We start from the raw sequence: 16575 nt of genomic DNA on the forward strand, positions 1-16575 counted from the left end.
CGCGCCTGCGAAGGCCGACAAGTGACCGTCGGGGTCCCGCCAAGTGTTGATCCTCAAGCCTGCGTCAGCCCCTCCCCCGCCGCGCGCGGTGGGCTATACCAGGGTCAGAGCCGCGAGGAAGATAGCCAGTGACCCCCGTCCCCATCGTCTGCTTCACCGACGTCCTGTGCGTCTGGGCCTATATCGCCGAGCTGCGGCTCGACGCGCTGCGGCGGACCTTCGGCGACCGGGTGCGGATCGAGTACCGCTTCTGCCCGGTGTTCGGCGACACCGCCCGCAAGATCCCCGCCGCCTGGGGCGACAAGGGCGGCTATGAGGGTTTCAACGCCCACCTGCGTCAGTCGGCCGCCGCCTTCCCCGAGATCGAGCTGAACCCGGCCGTCTGGCTGACCGTGCGACCGGCCTCCTCCTGGGGGGCCCACCTGTTCCTCAAGGCGGTGCAGCTGGACGAGGCGGCCGGCGGCGGCCCGCCGGGCGCGGCCGAGACCGCGGTGCGCGGCCTGCGCCACGCCTTCTTCGCCGAGGCCCGCGACATCGCCACCTGGGAGGTCCAGCGCGATGTCGGCGCCCGGGCCGGCGCCGACATCGCCCGCGTCGAGGCCCTGATCGCCGACGGCCGCGCCTTCGCCGCCCTGGCGTCGGATCACCAGGACGCCGAGGCTCTGCGCCTCCAGGGCAGCCCCAGCTTCGTGCTCAACGAGGGCCGCCAGAAACTCTACGGCAATGTCGGCTTCCGCATCCTGGAGGCCAATGTCCAGGAACTGCTGCACGAGCCCCAAGCCGACCAGGCCAGCTGGTGCTAGGGCCTCACGAGGCCCCGGATAACCAGTCTTCGCAGCGGAGACCCTCGACGCGCCCGAACTCCCGCAGATTACCCGTCACGACCACAAGGCCCCGGCTGCGCGCGTGACCGGCGATCATCAGGTCGTAGCCGCCGATCGGCAGGCCCCGTCGTTCCAGGACCGCGCGGATATCGGCGGAGTGGTCGGCCGCCGCGCTGTCGTAGGCGATGACCTCCAGACGGGCGGCGAACGCCTCCACGCCCTGGCGATTGTGCGCCGGCCTGGCCGACTTCGCCGCCCCGTGCAGAAGTTCCATGAGCACGACCGTCGAGATGCAGAGGCCGTCGGCTTCAAGGTTGAAGCGTTCGCGCACTGATTGCGGCCGATCCCTGAGCACCCGGATGCACAGGTTGGTGTCGAGCATGTAGCGGAGCATCAGAGCGCTTCGCGGACCTGGGCGGCCGGCTGATCGCGCGCGCCCAGATCGAGTCCGGCCGCGTCGAAGAAGTCGTCCCACAGGGAGTCGGCCGGCACGATCACGCGCCGGTTTCCGTCACGCAGAACGACGACGGCGCGCACGTCCTCCGGAAAGGCGACGTCCTTCGACAGGCGCACGGCCTGGGAGCGGTTGGACAGAAACAGCGTCGTGCGAGCCATGCGAACCTCTCTGGATATGCCACATGTATATCCAATTCTCGCGAGAGACAATATCGGCCAAGCCATCGCCCCGCCTGCGCCTCATCCCATGCGAAGGCGGGGCCCGTCGGGCGAGAATCAGCTTCAATCTGACTCATGGCGACCCGCGACCTTTTCGAACTGCTCGCCCTTGAGCGGCCCCTGCAGGTGGCCGACATCGGCGCCGCCGACCTTGGCGAGGCCCCGGTCTACAAGGCGCTGGTGGACGCTGGCCTGGCGCAGCTGAACGCCTTCGACGCCGACCCGCGCCAGCACGCGGCGCTCCGCCAGCTTTATGGCGATCGGGTCAGGATCTTCCCGCAGGTGGTGGGGGACGGCGCGCCGGCGACCCTCTACCTGGCGGCTCCGCAGTCGGGGATGACCTCGCTGTTCCGGCCCTCGACCGATCACCTGGCCTTCTTCAACGGCTTCGAGCGGCTGGGACAGGTGGAGCGCGAACTGGCCGTCGAGACCACGCGGCTCGACGACATCGAGGACCTGCCCGAGCTCGACTTCCTGAAGATGGATATCCAGGGTGGTGAACTGGCCGCCCTGCGCCACGGAACCGCCAAGCTGGCCCGCTGCGCCATGGTCCAGCTCGAGGTGTCCTTCGTTCCGCTCTACGAGGGCCAGCCCAGTTTCGGCGACATCGACGTCTGGATGCGCGGACACGGGTTCATTCCGCACTGCTTCACGGCCCTGAAGAAATGGTCGATCGCCCCGGTGCTGCGCGACGGCGACTTCCGAAGCCCGTTCAACCAGCTGCTGGAGGCCGACATCGTCTATGTGCGCGACCCCGTGGCGCCCGGCGGCCTGGATCCGGAGCTGATGAAGGCCGTGGCCCTGCTGGCGCACCACAACTTCTACAGTATCGACCTCGCCGGCCGGATGATCGCCCTGCTCGCGGCCCGTGGCGAGCTCCCGGCGGACGCCTTCGAGCGCTATCTCGCCCTGGTGAACGCCGTAGCCTGACGGCTTTCCACGGCGCCCCTTGTGCAAATTCCGCTGATCCCGCCCGCGGCCCGATCAGCGCCATAGATCTACGGTCGCGCCCTTGTCGTGGGGTTCGTGGCCAATCTATTGGGCCTTTGTGGCGGCGCGATCTCAAGACTTGGAACCACGAACCACACGAACAGGTGGGTCAACTCCGACCGCCGGAATTTCGGTGAATCACCGCGGCGGCGCACTCAAGGCGTCGCGACGGGCAGTCCAGCGCGCCGCCATTCCGGAAGCCCGCCCTCCAGACGCTTGGCCAGACGCCCTTGTTCCCGCAGCAGGGCGACGGCTTCAAACGCCAGGACGCACCAGGGGCCGCGGCAGTAAGCGACCACTTCGAGTCCCGTCGGCACTTCGTCCAGCCGGACCTTGAGCTCGGTCAAAGGGATACTCAACGCGCCGGGGATGTGACCGTCCGCGAACTCATCGGCCGGCCGGACGTCGAGGATCGTCGCCAAGCCGTCAGTCACCATCTGCTCAAGGGCGGCGAACCCCACGGCGTCGAGCGAGTCGCGGGCCTGGAAGTAGTCGCCGACCACCACCTTGACCGCGTTGGTATGGCGCTCGCCTACCCTCCGAAGGGCGGCGACAAGGTCGAGGACGTCATCCTCTGTGATCCGGTAGACGACCTGCTTGCCCCGGCGCTCACCGACCACCAGTCCGACGCGGCGCAGGGCCTGCAGATGCTGCGAGGCGTTGGCCACGGTAAGCCCGGCCTTCCCGGCCAGCGCCTCCACGCTCTTCTCGCCCTGGGCGAGGTGCTCCAGCAGATCGAGGCGATGGGCGTTGCCGAGCGCGCGCGCGATGTCGGCGAAGGCGGCGAAGAGGTCGAGTTTTGCCGACAGGCTGAAGCTCCAAACAGGCTTGACCATCAATCAAGAGAGTTCTTGAATGAACGCGCGCGCCGGCCCCGCGTCAAGACCCATCCAAGGCGGCCGTGGCCGGGAGTCCAGAATGTCCGACGCAGCGCAAACGCACTGGGAGCATGTCTATACCACCCGCCCGTCAACCCAGGTGAGTTGGTATCAGGGTGAACCTGAGCGCTCGCTCGCCATGTTCGCAGCCGCCGGCGTCGCGCCGACCGCCTCAGTGATCGACGTGGGCGGCGGGGCCTCGCTCCTGGTCGACCGTCTGTTGGAGCAGGGCTACGGGCAGATCAGCGTCCTCGACGTCTCGAGCCAAGCCCTGGCGGCGGCCAAGGCGCGCCTCGGCGGGCGCGGCGACACGGTCGCCTGGCTGGTCGAGGACATCACCACCTGGTCGCCGCCTCCGCACGCCTTCGACCTTTGGCACGACCGCGCCGTCTTCCATTTCCTGGTCGAGGACATCCATCGTCAAGCCTACCTGCGTGCGCTGAATCAGGGCCTGCGGGACGGCGGTTATCTCATCCTCGCGACGTTCGCCCTGAGCGGCCCGGAGCGCTGTAGCGGCCTCCCCGTGCAGCGCTACTCGGCAGAGACCCTTCAGGCGGCGCTGGGCGGCGGTTTCCGGCTTCTCGACACGAGCTTGGAGACGCACATCACGCCGAGCGGCGTGGCTCAGGACTTCGTCTGGTGCCTGTTCCGCAAGACGGCCGATTGACGGTTAGGGTGGAGACAGCGCTTTTCGTACGATCACCAGGGCAGGTTCGGAATTCGGTGCGGAATTCGGTGACAGTGCACTTATTTCGGGTTGGAGCCGAGAACCTAGATATCAATTGAATGCACTGTCACCGCAATTGTCACCGCAATTGCGAATTGGAAGTCATCTCGAACCGCTCTGGATAAATCTGGTTCCCGGCCTTCGCCGGGATGAGCGGTGTTTTGCTTGAGAACGCAATGCGACCCCTCATCCGACCGGTCTCCGACCGGCCACCTTCTCCCGCAAGGGGAGAAGGAACACAAAGATGCTCAGCGAATTATGCCGAGCTCGATCAGGGTGCGCCTGTGGAACGGAAACGAGAGCGCCCATCCACCAAATATCCCAGCGACCCAGAAGTAGACGGCGTGGTCGTGGTCATCCACGAAGGGAACGTCGCCCCCTTTGAACCCTGTCAGTTCGAACAGGTACAGCTGCGCCACGAGACTCGGGACCACCGAGGCATAGATGGCCAAGGACAGGAAAATGCCTCCACGTCCGGGCGCAGCCTCCCTCGCCCGAGCCAGGACCCAAAGGTAGAGGTTGAGGGACACCACCGACAGCGAGAGGAAGAACAATAGCTCTGCTGCCGACATCTACAGCCAAAGAGATCAGCGAGCTTGCCGCCACGTCCCTACCCCGCCCTCGGCAGGATCAACGCCACCCGCAGCCCCGGGCCGATTTCGCCGACCTTGCCCGGACCCTCCGCCAGCTCCAGGCGGCCGCCGTGGGCTTCGGCGACGGCGCCGACCAGGGAGAGGCCGAGGCCGGCGCCGGGTTGGCTGCGGCTGTTTTCCAGGCGGACGAAGCGTTCGACCACGCGGGGGCGGTCTTCCTCGGGCACGCCGGGGCCGGTGTCGGTGATGGAGAACTCGATCTCGCCCGAGGAGCGGCGGCGCACGCGCAGCATGATGGCGCCGCCCGAGGGGGTGTACTTCACGGCGTTGTCGAGCAGGTTGGCCAGGGCCTGGGCCAGGAATTCCTGGTTGCCGCGCGCCTGCAGCCCCTCGGCCATCTCGGCCTGGAAGTCGAGGCCGGCGTCCTCGCAGAGGGGCTCGTAAAGTTCGGCGATGTCGGCGGCGAGCTGGGCGGGGTCGAAGAGGACCTGGTCCGGCGCCGAGCCCGCGGCCTGCAGCCGGGCGATGGCCAGGACCGCGCCGAAGGTCTTGAGCACCCCGTCGGTGTCTTCCAGCGCCTGGCCCAGCGCCTGTTCGGGGTCGCCCTTGCCGGCTTCCACGTCCAGATAGGCCACCTCCAGCCGGGCGCGAAGGCGGGTGAGCGGCGAGCGCAGATCATGCGCGATGGCGTCACCGGCGTGGCGGTGGCCGGCCATGGAGCGCTCCAGCCGATCGAGCATCTCGTTGAGGCCCTCGGCCAGCTCGTCGAACTCGTCGCGGGTCCCGCGCACCGGCGCGCGCGCGCCCAGGTCGCCGTTGCGCACGGCGGTGACCACGTCGGTGAGGCCGGCCATGGAGCGGCTGACATTACGGCTGACCAGCACCCCGCCCATCAGGCCCAGGACCACCACCAGGGTGCCCGCGCCGCGCAGGGCGTTGACGATCTTGCCCACATAGGCCTGGTCCTCGCTGACGTCGGCGCCGACGAACAGGATTTCCCCGCCCCGCAGATGCTCCTGGAAGCCACGGGCCGGATGCTTGATGGGCCGACCCTCGACGTCGAAGTCGGTGACCGAGAAACTGGCGCGGGCGGGGACGGCGTTGATGTCCTCCAGGGGCGACTCGGCGATGGAGCCGGAGATGCGGGTGCCGTCCGGCTTCATCAGCAGGTAGAGGAACGGCCGCTCGCTGGCCGCCCGCTCGATCAGGGACTGGTTCACCGCATCGACGCCGGCCCGCTCATAGGCCGCGACCAGGGAGTTCATCTCGCGGGTGATTTCCTGGTCGGTGCGGCGCGTCGCCTCGCCGGCGGTGGCGACATAGATATAGGCCAGGAAGGCGCTGGCCGCGGCCCCGAACAGGGCCAGGAACAGCAGGGTCAACCGGAAGGGCGTCGTGCGGAACAGCCGCGGGAGGCGCATGCCGGGGGACATCTAGGCGGCCGTTTCCATGAACCGTCTCCCCTTGCGGAAGAAGGTGTCGCGCGACGGCGCGACGGATGAGGGGTCACGTTGTGTTCGACGAAATGGCGCGACCTTGTTCGTGTGGTTCGTGTGGTTCGTGGACAGTCTTGATGGGTCTCGCGGCGTCGCGGCCGGAAGACTTGGAACCACGAACCACACGAACCAGACGAACGGTGGATCAGACAGAACTTCGGAGAATGAATCTGGGTCCCGGCCTTCGCCGGGATGAGCGGATGGGTGGGCGCCGCAGATCATGGGTGACCCGCCCCTACGGCTCCAGGCGGTAGCCCGCCCCGCGGACGGTCTGCAGCATGGCGCGGTCGAAGCCCTTGTCGATCTTGGAGCGCAGGCGCGAGACGTGGACGTCGATGACGTTGGTCTGGGGGTCGAAGTGGTATTCCCAGACCTTCTCCAGCAGCATGGTGCGGGTCACCGACTGGCCGGCATGGCGCATCATGAATTCCAGCAGCTGGAACTCCCGCGGCTGGAGGTCGATCTCCTTGCCCTGGCGGTGCACCGAGCGGCCGATGAGGTCCATCTCCAGCTCGCCGACCCGCAGCAGGGTCTGGACCGAGCCGGTCTCGCGGCGGCGCGACAGGGCCTGGACCCGGGCGCTGAGCTCGGCGAAGGCGTAGGGCTTGACCAGGTAGTCGTCGCCGCCGGCCTGGAGGCCGGTGACGCGGTCGTTGATCTCGCCGAGCGCCGAGAGGAAGAGGACCGGGGTCTGGTCGCCCTCGCGGCGGATGGTCTCCACCAGGGTGACCCCGTCCATCTTGGGCATCATGCGGTCGACGATCATCACGTCGAACTCGCCGTCGCGGGCGGCCTTGAGGCCCTCCTCCCCGTCGGCGGCGCGGACACAGGCGTGGCCGCCCTCGGTGAGGCCGCGGTCCATGGCCTCGGCCGCCTCAAGGTCGTCCTCGACGATCAGAATCCGCATCGCAACCCCCAAATCAGTTTCCGGAGCTTAGCCGGAAACCTTGATCGGCAGGAAGGTGGTCCGGCCGGCGCGGTAGACGCCGATCAGGATGCTGGGACGACCGCTGCGTTTGGCGGCCTCGACCGCCGCGGAGAAGTCCGAGGCTGACGCCACCGGACGGCCGCCCGCCTGGGTGATGACGTCGTTCTTGCGCAGGCCGCGCTGGGCGGCGTCGGAGGACTGGTCGACGCTGTCCACCACCACGCCACGCAGGGGCGTGTCGATGTTCAGGCGGGTGCGGGCCGCGGCGTCCAGGGGCATGAGCTTGAGGCCCAGGACGGCGGGAAGCTGGACGGTCGGGCCGGAGGCGCCGCCGGAGCTGCGGGGGCTGCCGGAATTGTCGTTGGCGGCCAGCTCCTTTTCGGTGGGACGCACGCCCGAGCGGATGTCCACGGTGCGGCGCTTGCCGTCGCGGAGCACTTCGAGGCTCAGGGTGTCGCCGGCGCGGGCCTTGGCCACCTCGCGGGTCAGTTCCGAGGAGGTCTTCACGGTGACGCCGTTGACGGCCACCACGACGTCGCCCGGGGTCAGGCCGGCCTTGGCCGAGGGGCCGCCGGGGACCAGGTCGGCGACGATGGCGCCCTTCTGGCCGGGCAGGCCCTGGGCGTCGGCCATCTCGGCGGTGTAATTCTGGATTGAGGCGCCGATATAGCCGCGGGTGATCTTGCCGCCCGAGATCAGGGCCTTGGTGGTGGCGTCGGCCACGTCGGAGGGGATGGCGAAGCCGATGCCCACCGAGCCGCCCGAGGGGGAGAAGATCGCGGTGTTGACGCCGATCACCCGGCCAAAGACGTCGAAGGTCGGGCCGCCGGAATTGCCCCGGTTGATGGGGGCGTCGATCTGGATGTAGTCGACGAAGGTCTCGCCGATGTCACGGCCATAGGCCGAGATGATGCCCGCCGTGGCGGTGCCGCCCAGGCCGAAGGGGTTGCCGACGGTGATGACCCAGTCGCCGACCCGGGGCTTGGCGGAATTCTCGAAGTTCACGAAGGGGAAGCTGCTTCCCTTGACCTTGAGGACCGCCAGATCGGTGCCCTCGTCGCGGCCGACCACGACGGCTTCCAGTTCGCGCTCGTCCTTGAGCACGACCTTGATCTCCTCGGCGTTCTCCACGACGTGGTTGTTAGTGACGATGTAGCCGTCGGCCGAGATGAAGAAGCCCGAGCCCGAGGATTGCTGGGTGGGCAGGCGGGGCTGGCCTCGCCCGGTCGTGCCGCCTTCGCTGTCGCCGTCCTCGCCCTCAGGGGCGCCGCGGGGAACGATGTCGAAGGGCAGGCCGGGGATCTGGCGGCGCAGGGCCGAGGCGTCGACCTTGGAGGTGACGTTGATGGAGACCACCGCCGGGGACACCTTCTCGAAGATGTCGGCGAAGGACAACGGCGCGCCGGGGGGCGGGGCGAAGATCGGGGCGGTGGAGGTCTTGAGCAGCATGGTGCGGTCCAGCGTGCTGTCGGGCTGGCCCACGCGGGCCCCGGCGACGGCGGCGGTGGCGATGCTGACGCCGGCGATGGCGCCCCAGAGATAGCCGTTCTTCTTCGAGGTCATAATGCCTTCAATTTCCATTTGGGCCCGTACCGGGCTCCAACAAACCTAGGGTCGATGCCTTAGACCGCAACCCACGTGCAAGTTACGTTTCGGTCACGCCGCCAGCAGCTAGGCGACCGATATTGGGCGCAATCGTGTCACGTCTGTTCCTTGTCAGCGAAAGCGGCGAGGCGGGCGGCCTCGGCCTCGGACAATTCGGCGTACGGACGCGGCGTGCGAAGGTTCCGCAGCAGCAGCAGGACCCCCAGGATCACCACGACAAAAGGGGCGCCCCAGAGGACGGCGTTGCCCCAGGAAAAGGCCGGCTTCAGCAGGACGAACTCGCCGTAGCGGTCGGTGAGATAGGTGCGGACCTGATCGTCGGACTTGCCCGACCTTATCTGGTCGCGGACCAGGAGGCGCAGGTCGGCGGCCAGCTCGGCCGAGGAGTCGTCGATAGACTCGTTCTGGCAGACCAGGCAGCGGACCTCGGCGAAGATGGCCCGGGCGCGGGCCTCCTGGCCGGGATCGGGCAGGCGCTCGGAGGGGTCGGAGGCCGCGGCCATGCAGAAGACGGCGGCGAGCAGGACCAGCAGCTTTTTCATTCGGCGACCGCCCGGCGTCCCACGGCCAGCCGCAGGCGGCGGTCCGAGATCGAGATGAGGCCGCCCAGCGCCATGATGGCGGGACCCAGGAAGATCAGCAGGGCCCAGGGGTTCCAGTAGGCGCGCACCAGCCAGACCTCGCCGGGGCGGCGCTCGCCCAGCACCACGTAGAGGTGGCTCGCGCCCTGGGTGCAGATGGCGACCTCCGAGGTGGTCTGGCCGCCGGTGGGGTAGAAGCGCCGCTCGGGCCTGGGGGTGCAGACCAGGGCGCCGTCGCGCCGCGCGGTGATGGTGGCGCGCTCGGCGTCGTAGTTGGGGCCATCGACGCCCTGGATGCGGTCCAGGGTCAGCTCATAGGCGCCGACATTGAGGGTCTGGCCGATGGCCAGGGTCTCGGCGGCCTCGGCCTTCCAGGCGGTCTCGAAACAGGCGCCCAGGACGAAGACGCCCAGGCCGAGGTGGGCGAAGGTCATGCCCCAGGCGCCGCGCGGCAGTCCGGTGAGCCGCCGCCAGGTCTCGGCGCGCGAGCCGCGGAAGGCCCGGGTGCGCTCGGCCAGCTCCACCAGGGCGCCGATGATCAGCCAGGCGCCCATGGCCAGGCCGGCGCTGGCCATGGCCTTGCGAGGGCTGACCACGGCGAAGGCCAGCAGGCCGCAGGCGACGGCGATGAGGGCCGCGACCCAGAGGCGCTGGGCCACGCCGAGCGCGTCGCCGCGCTTCCAGGCCAGCAGGGGGCCGGCCGGCAGCAGGATCAGCAGGGCGGCCATCAGCGGGGTGAAGGTGAGGTTGAAGAAGGGCGGGCCCACCGAAATCGCCTCCCCCGTCGCGGCCTCGCGGATCAGGGGATAGAGGGTGCCCAGCAGGACGGTGACGGTGGCCGCCGCCAGCAGGATGTTGTTGAGCACAAGGGCGCTCTCGCGGCTGACGGGGGCGAAGACGCCGCCGGGGCTCAGCGCCGGCGCGCGCCAGGCGAACAGGGTGAAGCCCGCGCCGGCGGTGACCCCCAGGATCATCAGCAGCAGGACGCCACGGGTGGGGTCGACGGCGAAGGCGTGGACGCTGGTGAGCACGCCCGAGCGCACCAGGAAGGCGCCCAGCATGGAGAAGGTGAAGGCCGCCAGCGCCAGGAAGACGGTCCAGCCGGCCAGGGCGCCGCGCTTCTCGGTGACGATGGCCGAATGCAGCAGGGCCGTGGCGATCAGCCAGGGCATGAAGCTGGCGTTCTCCACCGGGTCCCAGAACCACCAGCCGCCCCAGCCGAGCTCGTAATAGGCCCAGAAGGCGCCGAGCGTGATGCCGACGGTGAGCAGGCTCCAGGCCATCAGGGTCCAGGGCCGGACCCAGCGGGCCCAGGCGGCGTCGGCGCGCCCCTCCACCAGGGCGCCGACGGCCAGCGAGAAGACCACCGACATGCCGACATAGCCCGCATAGAGGGCGGGCGGGTGGAAGGCGAGGGCCGGGTCCTGCAGCAGGGGGTTCAGGGAGCGGCCCTCGATGGGGATCTGGGCCAGGCGCTGGAAGGGGTTGGAGGCCAAGACCGTATAGGCCAGGAACACCGTGCCGATGGCGCCCTGGGTGGCCACGGTGACCGCCTTGAGGCCCGGCGGCAGGCCGCGCCGGAAGCCCGCGACCGCGGCGCCGAAGCCGGTCAGGGCCAGGCACCAGAGCAGCATGGAGCCCTCGTGGCTGCCCCAGGTTCCGGCCACCTTGTAGAGCATGGGCTTTTCGGTGTGGGAGTTGGCCGCGACATTGGCCACCGAGAAGTCGGAGGTGACGAAGGCGTGCATCAGGGCGGCGAAGGCTACGGCGACGCAGGCGAAGGCCGCGAGCGCCGCCCCGGCGCCGGCGCCCGCCAGGACGCTGGCGCGCCGCCAGCGGCCGGCCACGGACAGGACGACCTGGGCCAGGGACAACACCAGGGCGAGGATCAGGGCGAAGGCGCCGGTCTCGGCGATCATGTGACGGGGGACTTCCGGGGCGCGTCGTAGCTGGGCTTTTCGCCGTCGCCGCGCCACTCGCCCTGTTCCTTCAACGCCTTGGAGACCTCGCGGGGCATGTAGCGCTCGTCGTGCTTGGCCAGGACCTGCTTGGCCTGGAAGACGCCGTCCTCGCGGTAGGCGCCGGTGGCGACGATCCCCTGCCCCTCGCGGAACAGGTCGGGCAGGTCGCCCTGGAAGACGATGCGGTCGGCGGCGAGGGAGTCGCGGACCGTGAACTCCACCCGGCCGTCAGGGTGCTTGACCACGCTGCCCGCCTCCACCAGCCCGCCCAGCTGGACGGTGCGGCCGGCGGGCGGCTTGGCGGCGTCGGCCTGGCTGGGGGTGTAGAAGAAGGAGATGGAGTCCGAGAGGCCCCACAGGGTCAGGCCGACGGCGAGCGCCAGGACCGGCGCGATGGCCGCCAGCAGGGTCAGGCGGCGGCGCGCCTTGGGGGACTTGGGCAGCCAGCCGCTCATGTCATGGGTTCCGTCTTGGCGGCCGCGTCGAGGGCCTGGAGCAGGTCGGGATCAGCGGCGAACCGCTTGCGGGCGGTGGCCAGGGCCGTGTCGCGCTTCTCGGTGTCGCCAAGCACGGCGTAGGACCTCACCAGCCGCACCCAGCCCTCGCCGTCACTGGGGTTGGCCTCCAGCCTGGCGGCGAGGCCGGCGACCATGCCGCGGATGGCGTCCATCTGCGGCATGGCGGGGGCGGCGGGCGCCGGGGCGTTTTCAGCCTGGGAGATGGCCGAGGCCAGGGCGCCGCGGCGGGGGTCGGTCATCGGCAGGTCGGCCTGCAGGGCGCGCCAGGCGGCGACGCCGCCGGCCTTGTCGCCCGCCGCGATGCGGGCGCGGGCCAGGTGGAAGCGCGGGGTGACGGCCTTGGGGTCGAGGCTCAGGGCGCGTTCGAAGGCGCGTTGGGCCTGGGGGGTGACCTCGCCGCCGCCCTGGGCCACCAGCGCCTCCCCCAGCAGGCTCCAGAGGTCGGGACGCTTGGGATCGAGGGTGATGGCGCGGCGCAGGGCGCGGGCGGCGGCCGACGGGTTGTCGGAGGCGGCGTGGGCCATGGCCAGGTAGCGGAAGCCCTCGGGGTCCTTGGGGCGCTCCATCGTCATGGTCTGGAGGACCGCGGCCATCTCCGGCGCCGAGAGCGCGGCCGGCTCCGTGGCCCGCCAGGCGGCCAGGCGGGACTTGAAGGTCTGGTCGGCGAAGCCCGGAGAGCCGACCCAGAAATAGAGGCCAAGCGCGATCAGCGGCGTGATGGCGGCCACGGCCAGGACCGGCTTGCGCAGGCCGGTGTCGGCGGTCCAGGGCCGGGCGGTGGCGTCGGCGGCGTGGAGCAGGCGCCGCGCGGCCTCGGCATGGGCGCCCTTGCGCTCGCCCTCGGCGATCAGGCCGCGGTCGGCGAGGTCGTCGATCTCGCCCAGCTGGCGGCGATAGAGGTCCAGCGTCGGATCCTGGGACCCAACGTTGCGCGCGGCTTGCGCGGCGGCGTGCAGGACAAGGCCCGCCGCGGCGGCGGAGATGAGGCCGGCGGCGATCCAGAAGGCGATCATATGCGGCGTTTAGACGAAACCGGCGATCAGCGCGAGGTCCGTAAGACTACTCAGCCCACGCGAAACGCGCCACGCGCCGGTTCGCCGAAACCAGGACCGACTTGAGGGCTCGAGAGGGTGCGATGCAGAGGTTGCGACGAACCTCACCTCTCGACGTCCGCACGGCCTCCCCACTCTCTACATCAGGATTTCCGGACCATTCGCCGAGCACCAGAAGCCGAAGTTGGGCGCGCGGCGGGAAGCGGATCTTGAAATCACCAGCGAACATTCGCCAACGTCCCCATTGATCACGGAGATCCAGCCGGGCCCGCCAGAGGTCCGCCGAGGCCTACTCCCGCGCCCTTCGGTCCTTCTTGGCGGGACAGAACGATGTGGCGCGCCTGCAGGCGCGCGGTTGAGGGCGCCGTCTAGCTTCAGCCTAAACACTTGGATAGAGTCGCGAGCGGGGAAGCGTCGTCCGTTCCGGCCCGAGCGCAGCTCACTGCAACTTGCCGCAAAGTACCGGAGCGCTGACCCTCATGACCGGCCACACCTCCGGGCGTCCACAGCGCGGCTTCCTGGGCATGATCGAGCGCGTGGGCAACCGGCTGCCGGACCCAACCGTCATCTTCCTCTATCTCATCGGCGTCTTGATGTTGCTCTCCTGGTTCGGCGCGAGCCGGGGCTGGGAGGCTTCACTCGCCTACAGCGGCGATAAGGCGCCTGCTTACGCCGAACTCGCGAATGGCGTGCTGACCTACCGGGCGACCAATCTGTTCTCCGAGGAGAACATCGCGCGTCTGTTCACGGAGATGCCGCGCACCTACGCCAGTTTCGCGCCGCTCGGTCTCGTGCTGACGATCATGCTGGGCGCCGCCGTGGCCGAGCGGTCCGGGCTGTTCTCAGCGTTGATCCGCGCCTCGCTCGGCAACGCCCACAAGGCCCTGCTCACGCCCATCCTGGCGCTGATCGGCATGGTGTCCCACCACGCGTCGGACGCTGCCTATGTGGTCTTCATTCCTTTGGCCGCGATCGTCTTCGCCGTTGCGGGACGCCATCCGCTGGCCGGTCTGGCGGCCGCCTTCGCCGCGGTGTCGGGAGGCTACGCCGGCAACGTCGTGCCGGGGCAGATCGACGTCCTGCTCCTGGGCTTCACCCAGGAAGCCGCCCGGATTGTGCAGCCGGACTGGACCATGAACCCGCTCGGCAATTGGTACTACATTCTCGCGATCGTCGGCGTGTTCACCCCCATCATCTGGTTCCTCACCGACCGAGTCATCGAGCCGCGCCTCGGCCCGTGGGGCGGGGTCGTCGATGAGGAGCTCCGCGCCGATCTCGACAAGGCGGGGATCACGCCGGAAGAGCGAAAGGGACTACGCGACGCTGGCCTTGTGGCCCTGCTGCTCACGTGCGGCTTCGCGGCGCTGGCGCTTTGGCCGGGCTACACACCCCTCATCGATGAGGCGGCCGCGGGCCCGGCCCGTCTACAGCCGCTGTACGCGTCCTTGATCGCCGGCTTCTTCTTGCTGTTTCTCCTCACGGGCGCCGCGTTCGGCCGGGCCGTCGGCGCCGTGAAAGGCGCCGACGACGTCATGGAGATGATGCAACATGGGGTTCGGACCATGGCCCCGTATCTCGTTTTCGTGTTCTTCGCGGCGCACTTTGTCGCCATGTTCAACTGGTCGGGCATCGGGCCCATCCTCGCGATCAACGGTGCGGCGGCCCTGCAGGGCATGGCCCTGTCGCCGGCGGTCCTGCTGGTCTGCGTGCTGCTGCTCTCCTCCTTCCTGGACCTGTTCATCGGCTCAGCCTCGGCCAAGTGGAGCGCGCTCTCGCCCGTGGTCGTGCCCATGTTCATGCTGCTCGGCGTCAGCCCGGAGATGACGACGGCCGCCTATCGTATGGGGGACAGCTACACCAACATCATGACCCCACTAATGAGCTACTTCCCGCTCATCCTCGCCTTCGCCAGGCGATGGGACAACACTGTCGGGGTCGGTTCGCTGCTCGCGCTGATGCTGCCCTACGCCCTGGGCTTCATGATCGCTGGGATCGCGATGACCGCCGGATGGGTGCTCCTCGATCTCCCACTCGGCCCCGGAGCCCAAGTGTATTACACGCCGCCGGTGGAGTGACGTCAGCCGGTCGCCCTGAGCGGACTCTGTCCACGTCACCGATGAGTCAGTTGTCCCTGATCGGGGGGGCGCGTAGCCGGCGCCTTGGTTCATGCCGGAAAGCGGGCTCTTCCAACGTCAGCTTTGAGCCCCAGGTCGAAGTTGGTCAGCTTCGCCCTTAACCTCCGCGACGGCCGAGACGCGAAGTGGGCCATGGCGCCGCAAGCCGACATTTCGGCGGTCTTCGGCGCCCGCGAGCATCTGAGAAACAGGAGAGCCGACCCTAGGCCGCCGCGCTGTCGGTGGCGGGTTTGACCGCCCCCAGGGCGGCGGCGGCGCGGCGGCGGATCACGTCGCCGGCGCGCGCGTCGCGCAGCAGGGTCGAGCAGTCGGCCGCCACGCCCAGGAAGACGCGGGCCACCTCGGGATCGGGGACCTCACCCTCGCGCAACAGGGCCAGGACCTCCTCGACATAGTCGTCGATGGTCTCGCCAACCTTCTCCACCACCTTGGTGCGGGTGGAGGCGAAGCCGCCATAGTTGGCGCTGGAGCGAACCGACTCCAGGAAGGTCAGCAGGGTGATGGCTCGAGTGACGGCCTTCTCGTCGGGCTCGCCGGTCAGGCGGGGCAGGCTCTTCATCATGCGGGCGACGCGCACGCTGTGGGACGGCAGGGCCTGGCCGATGATCTTGTCGCACTCGCGCAGGCGGCCCTCGACCACGCCGGCCAGGCTCTTCTTCTGCTTCTGGACGCGGCCGCCCCAGCCGCCTTCCTTGCCGAGTTCGACCGAGTTCTCGATCTCGGCGATCTGCAGGGTGATCAGTTCGACGACCGCGCCGGCGTCGCGGCCGGCCTGGGGCCCGCCGGCCAGGTCGAGCTGAGCCACCTTGATGAGGTTCTTGTCGATGTCGTCCATCAGCTGCTCGGCGAAGGCCGAGAACTCCGAGGCGGCCAGGTAGTGTTCGGTGGGACGGTCCATTACCGCCGAGACGATGCGCAGGATGGTCCAGGGCTCGGCGAGCTGGGCGGCCAGCATCGTGAAGAACCGCGGGCCGGCGTCGTCGGAGATGGCGACGGCGTCCTTGTAGGCCAGGCGGGCGGCTGCGGCGCGTTCATCGGTGGTGCGGCTGATCCATTCGGGCAGCCGCAGGGTGGCCTCGCGAATGATGGGCGAGAGGGCCAGGCAGGAGATCAGCAGCTCGGCGCCGTTCTCGCGGCTGGCGTCGGCCAGGTCGGCGGCGGCGGCGAAGTCGCGCTGCTGACGCTCGCGCAGAGCTTCGACGGCGGCGGCCGCCAGGATGTCGAAGGGTTCGGTGGAGGTCTCGTCGGCCCGATAGTCGGTGAGGGTCCGTTCAGCCTTCAGGACCTCGGTGGGGCAGGTCTCCTTCAGGCCGCGCCAGATGAGGGCCAGGACGCGGGGCGGGAAGATGATCTGGTTCGGCTCGGCGGCGCGGGCCACGCAGAGGGGCGCGATGGGGGAAAGGACGGCGTTGCGCAGGCGGCGGTCGGCCACCTCGCTCTCCACCAGACGGCGGACGCCGGCCAGGACCGAGTCACCGGAGGCCGACGCCAAAGCGTTCTGCAATCCGCCCACGATCTTGTCGGGGGCGGATTCGACCAGGTGACGCACGATTTCGATCTTGCGGTCGGACAGACCGGACATGGGAACGCTCCAGACGCGATCCGGGGCACG

At 69.2% G+C, this 16575-nt stretch carries 16 protein-coding genes; 4 read left to right on the top strand and 12 right to left on the bottom strand.

What is annotated here, in order from left to right; translation table 11 throughout:
* Positions 1–128: 128 nt before the first annotated feature.
* Positions 129–803, top strand: a complete 675-nt coding sequence (locus Q8N10_RS15815; protein WP_304779008.1) for a DsbA family protein — start codon at positions 129–131, stop codon at positions 801–803.
* A gap of 4 nt (positions 804–807) precedes the next feature.
* On the opposite strand, the gene vapC is transcribed toward Q8N10_RS15815, so the two are convergent.
* Entirely contained in the window at positions 808–1218 is a 411-nt protein-coding gene (gene vapC, locus Q8N10_RS15820; RefSeq protein WP_304779011.1) for a tRNA(fMet)-specific endonuclease VapC, read from the bottom strand.
* A complete protein-coding gene (vapB, locus tag Q8N10_RS15825) occupies positions 1218–1439 on the bottom strand; it encodes a type II toxin-antitoxin system VapB family antitoxin (protein WP_304779014.1) in 222 nt (73 codons plus the stop codon). Before vapB ends, vapC begins: the two co-directional genes overlap by 1 nt.
* 135 nt (positions 1440–1574) lie before the next feature.
* Here vapB and Q8N10_RS15830 point away from each other — a divergent pair, with 135 nt between their 5' ends.
* Complete coding sequence (locus Q8N10_RS15830; RefSeq protein WP_304779016.1) at positions 1575–2429, top strand: FkbM family methyltransferase; 855 nt, start codon at positions 1575–1577, stop codon at positions 2427–2429.
* A gap of 215 nt (positions 2430–2644) precedes the next feature.
* On the opposite strand, the gene Q8N10_RS15835 is transcribed toward Q8N10_RS15830, so the two are convergent.
* A complete protein-coding gene (locus Q8N10_RS15835; RefSeq protein WP_304779190.1) occupies positions 2645–3325 on the bottom strand; it encodes a metalloregulator ArsR/SmtB family transcription factor in 681 nt (226 codons plus the stop codon).
* Positions 3326–3407: 82 nt separating this feature from the next.
* Between Q8N10_RS15835 and Q8N10_RS15840 the strand changes: the two genes are divergently transcribed.
* Positions 3408–4034, top strand: coding sequence for a trans-aconitate 2-methyltransferase (locus Q8N10_RS15840; protein WP_304779018.1), 627 nt, complete (start codon positions 3408–3410; stop codon positions 4032–4034).
* 308 nt (positions 4035–4342) lie between these two features.
* On the opposite strand, the gene Q8N10_RS15845 is transcribed toward Q8N10_RS15840, so the two are convergent.
* The 8 genes from Q8N10_RS15845 to ccmI form a co-directional block, all read right to left on the bottom strand.
* On the bottom strand, positions 4343–4666 hold the full coding sequence (locus Q8N10_RS15845; RefSeq protein WP_304779020.1) for a hypothetical protein: 324 nt from the start codon (positions 4664–4666) through the stop codon (positions 4343–4345).
* Between the two features lie 38 nt (positions 4667–4704).
* Positions 4705–6108: a HAMP domain-containing sensor histidine kinase gene (locus tag Q8N10_RS15850; protein WP_304779193.1), complete on the bottom strand. Its 1404-nt coding sequence runs from the start codon at positions 6106–6108 to the stop codon at positions 4705–4707.
* Positions 6109–6418: 310 nt separating this feature from the next.
* Positions 6419–7090: a response regulator transcription factor gene (locus Q8N10_RS15855; RefSeq protein ID WP_304779022.1), complete on the bottom strand. Its 672-nt coding sequence runs from the start codon at positions 7088–7090 to the stop codon at positions 6419–6421.
* A 27-nt stretch (positions 7091–7117) separates the two neighbouring features.
* A complete protein-coding gene (locus tag Q8N10_RS15860) occupies positions 7118–8674 on the bottom strand; it encodes a Do family serine endopeptidase (RefSeq protein ID WP_304779025.1) in 1557 nt (518 codons plus the stop codon).
* Between the two features lie 137 nt (positions 8675–8811).
* The gene (locus Q8N10_RS15865) at positions 8812–9258 is read right to left on the bottom strand and encodes a cytochrome c-type biogenesis protein (RefSeq protein ID WP_304779028.1); all 447 of its coding nucleotides are present in this window, start codon (positions 9256–9258) and stop codon (positions 8812–8814) included.
* The gene (locus Q8N10_RS15870; RefSeq protein WP_304779031.1) at positions 9255–11216 is read right to left on the bottom strand and encodes a heme lyase CcmF/NrfE family subunit; all 1962 of its coding nucleotides are present in this window, start codon (positions 11214–11216) and stop codon (positions 9255–9257) included. Before Q8N10_RS15870 ends, Q8N10_RS15865 begins: the two co-directional genes overlap by 4 nt.
* Positions 11213–11713, bottom strand: a complete 501-nt coding sequence (gene ccmE, locus Q8N10_RS15875; RefSeq protein ID WP_304779034.1) for a cytochrome c maturation protein CcmE — start codon at positions 11711–11713, stop codon at positions 11213–11215. The genes Q8N10_RS15870 and ccmE overlap by 4 nt, the downstream gene beginning before the upstream one ends.
* Positions 11710–12789: a c-type cytochrome biogenesis protein CcmI gene (ccmI, locus tag Q8N10_RS15880; RefSeq protein ID WP_304779037.1), complete on the bottom strand. Its 1080-nt coding sequence runs from the start codon at positions 12787–12789 to the stop codon at positions 11710–11712. Before ccmI ends, ccmE begins: the two co-directional genes overlap by 4 nt.
* 518 nt (positions 12790–13307) lie before the next feature.
* Between ccmI and Q8N10_RS15885 the strand changes: the two genes are divergently transcribed.
* On the top strand, positions 13308–14903 hold the full coding sequence (locus tag Q8N10_RS15885; protein ID WP_304779040.1) for an AbgT family transporter: 1596 nt from the start codon (positions 13308–13310) through the stop codon (positions 14901–14903).
* Between the two features lie 262 nt (positions 14904–15165).
* Here Q8N10_RS15885 and Q8N10_RS15890 read toward each other — a convergent pair whose 3' ends face one another.
* A complete protein-coding gene (locus Q8N10_RS15890; RefSeq protein WP_304779043.1) occupies positions 15166–16545 on the bottom strand; it encodes a hypothetical protein in 1380 nt (459 codons plus the stop codon).
* Positions 16546–16575 lie beyond the last annotated feature (30 nt).

The organism is Phenylobacterium sp. (assembly GCF_030693625.1).
Lineage (GTDB): Bacteria > Pseudomonadota > Alphaproteobacteria > Caulobacterales > Caulobacteraceae > Phenylobacterium > Phenylobacterium ferrooxidans.

Coding starts and splice junctions, on each gene's coding strand:
- vapC (WP_304779011.1), bottom strand. CDS start 1,218: ATGCTCCGCTACATGCTCGACACCAACCTGTGCATCCGGGTGCTCAGG.
- Q8N10_RS15830 (WP_304779016.1), top strand. CDS start 1,575: ATGGCGACCCGCGACCTTTTCGAACTGCTCGCCCTTGAGCGGCCCCTG.
- ccmI (WP_304779037.1), bottom strand. CDS start 12,789: ATGATCGCCTTCTGGATCGCCGCCGGCCTCATCTCCGCCGCCGCGGCG.
- Q8N10_RS15845 (WP_304779020.1), bottom strand. CDS start 4,666: ATGTCGGCAGCAGAGCTATTGTTCTTCCTCTCGCTGTCGGTGGTGTCC.
- Q8N10_RS15885 (WP_304779040.1), top strand. CDS start 13,308: ATGACCGGCCACACCTCCGGGCGTCCACAGCGCGGCTTCCTGGGCATG.
- Q8N10_RS15850 (WP_304779193.1), bottom strand. CDS start 6,108: ATGCGCCTCCCGCGGCTGTTCCGCACGACGCCCTTCCGGTTGACCCTG.
- vapB (WP_304779014.1), bottom strand. CDS start 1,439: ATGGCTCGCACGACGCTGTTTCTGTCCAACCGCTCCCAGGCCGTGCGC.
- Q8N10_RS15855 (WP_304779022.1), bottom strand. CDS start 7,090: ATGCGGATTCTGATCGTCGAGGACGACCTTGAGGCGGCCGAGGCCATG.
- Q8N10_RS15870 (WP_304779031.1), bottom strand. CDS start 11,216: ATGATCGCCGAGACCGGCGCCTTCGCCCTGATCCTCGCCCTGGTGTTG.
- ccmE (WP_304779034.1), bottom strand. CDS start 11,713: ATGAGCGGCTGGCTGCCCAAGTCCCCCAAGGCGCGCCGCCGCCTGACC.
- Q8N10_RS15860 (WP_304779025.1), bottom strand. CDS start 8,674: ATGACCTCGAAGAAGAACGGCTATCTCTGGGGCGCCATCGCCGGCGTC.
- Q8N10_RS15835 (WP_304779190.1), bottom strand. CDS start 3,325: ATGGTCAAGCCTGTTTGGAGCTTCAGCCTGTCGGCAAAACTCGACCTC.
- Q8N10_RS15890 (WP_304779043.1), bottom strand. CDS start 16,545: ATGTCCGGTCTGTCCGACCGCAAGATCGAAATCGTGCGTCACCTGGTC.
- Q8N10_RS15840 (WP_304779018.1), top strand. CDS start 3,408: ATGTCCGACGCAGCGCAAACGCACTGGGAGCATGTCTATACCACCCGC.
- Q8N10_RS15865 (WP_304779028.1), bottom strand. CDS start 9,258: ATGAAAAAGCTGCTGGTCCTGCTCGCCGCCGTCTTCTGCATGGCCGCG.